The sequence below is a fragment of the Mesorhizobium sp. M7A.F.Ca.CA.004.06.1.1 genome, assembly GCF_003999135.1.
GTDB lineage: Bacteria > Pseudomonadota > Alphaproteobacteria > Rhizobiales > Rhizobiaceae > Mesorhizobium.
Genome location: NZ_RZPQ01001162.1, coordinates 1 through 1,159, shown reverse-complemented (window position 1 = coordinate 1,159; position 1,159 = coordinate 1). Strand labels below are relative to the sequence as shown.

The following is a 1,159-nucleotide window of genomic DNA, read 5'->3' as shown; positions in this document are numbered from 1 at the left end:
GTTGCGCTGGCCATACGGCCGGAGCATCTTGTCCTCGGCGAGGCCAGCGGCAGTGTCAGGCTCGGCGCGGCCAGAGTGAGCGACGTGGTCTTCCAGGGCAGTTTCAAGCGCGTGCTTGCGGTTTCCATCGAGGACCCCTCGCTTCACTTCATCGCCAAATTGCCCGCGACGGCGGCCGTCCAGCCGGGCGACACGGTCGCGATTTCCTGCAATACCGACCAGATTATTCTGCTGACGGACTGAGCTTTTCTGACGGATTGAACATGGCAACACTTCCGCTCATTGAGGCACCCGACTGGTACGAAACCATCCGCATGAGCGATGGCGTGACCTTGATCCACGAGCCGTGGATAAAGCCGTTCTTCCGCTGCAATATGTGGCATGTGCGCGGTCGCGATCGCGATCTCCTCTTCGACACCGGCCTCGGCCATTTCAGCCTCCGGCGCCATGTACCGCTGGTGAGCGAGCGCAAGCTGATTTGCGTCGCCAGCCACACGCATTTCGACCATATCGGTTGCCACCACGAATTTCCCGAGCGTTGCGTGCACGCCGCCGAGGCCGGCATCCTCGCCGATCCGCGCAATGAATGGACGGCAGCCGGCACCTATGCGACCGACGAGATGTTCGATCGCATGCCGCAAGGCTGGGACACGGCGCGCTACGGCATTCTGCCTGCGCCCGCCGGCCGTTTGCTCGGCCAGGGCGATGTCGTCGATCTCGGCGACCGTGCCTTCGAGGTGATCCACACGCCCGGCCATTCGCCCGGCGGCATCGCACTCTACGAAAACAGGACGGGCATCCTGTTATCCGGCGACATCATATATGACGGCCCGCTGATCGACGACGTCTACCACTCAGACATTCCCGACTACATGGCGACGCTGATGCGCCTGCGCGACCTCCATGTCTCAGTCGTGCATGGCGGGCATTTCCCAAGCTTCGGCAAGGTACGCTACCGCCAGCTTGTCGACGAGTATCTGGCGCAAAAGCGGCAGGCCGGCTGCCATCTGCGGCAGCCCTGAAGCAGTTAGCGCATCAGTTCGAAATGCCGGGGGAACGCCTGATGCAGCAGGAGCAGCATGGTCTTGCGCAGCACGTTGGTGTCACGGCTGGACGGATTGAGATGATCCCAATACCAGGCGCCATGAACCAGATAATT

The 1,159-nt window shown here is 61.9% G+C and carries 2 protein-coding genes; both read left to right on the top strand.

What is annotated here, in order from left to right; translation table 11 throughout:
• Nucleotides 1-243: TOBE domain-containing protein (locus EN906_RS34790; protein ID WP_127375804.1), on the top strand; the 243-nt coding region annotated here is incomplete at its 5' end.
• 20 nt (nt 244-263) lie between these two features.
• Nucleotides 264-1,022, top strand: a complete 759-nt coding sequence (locus tag EN906_RS34785) for an MBL fold metallo-hydrolase (protein ID WP_127269128.1) — start codon at nt 264-266, stop codon at nt 1,020-1,022.
• Nucleotides 1,023-1,159: the final 137 nt, after the last annotated feature.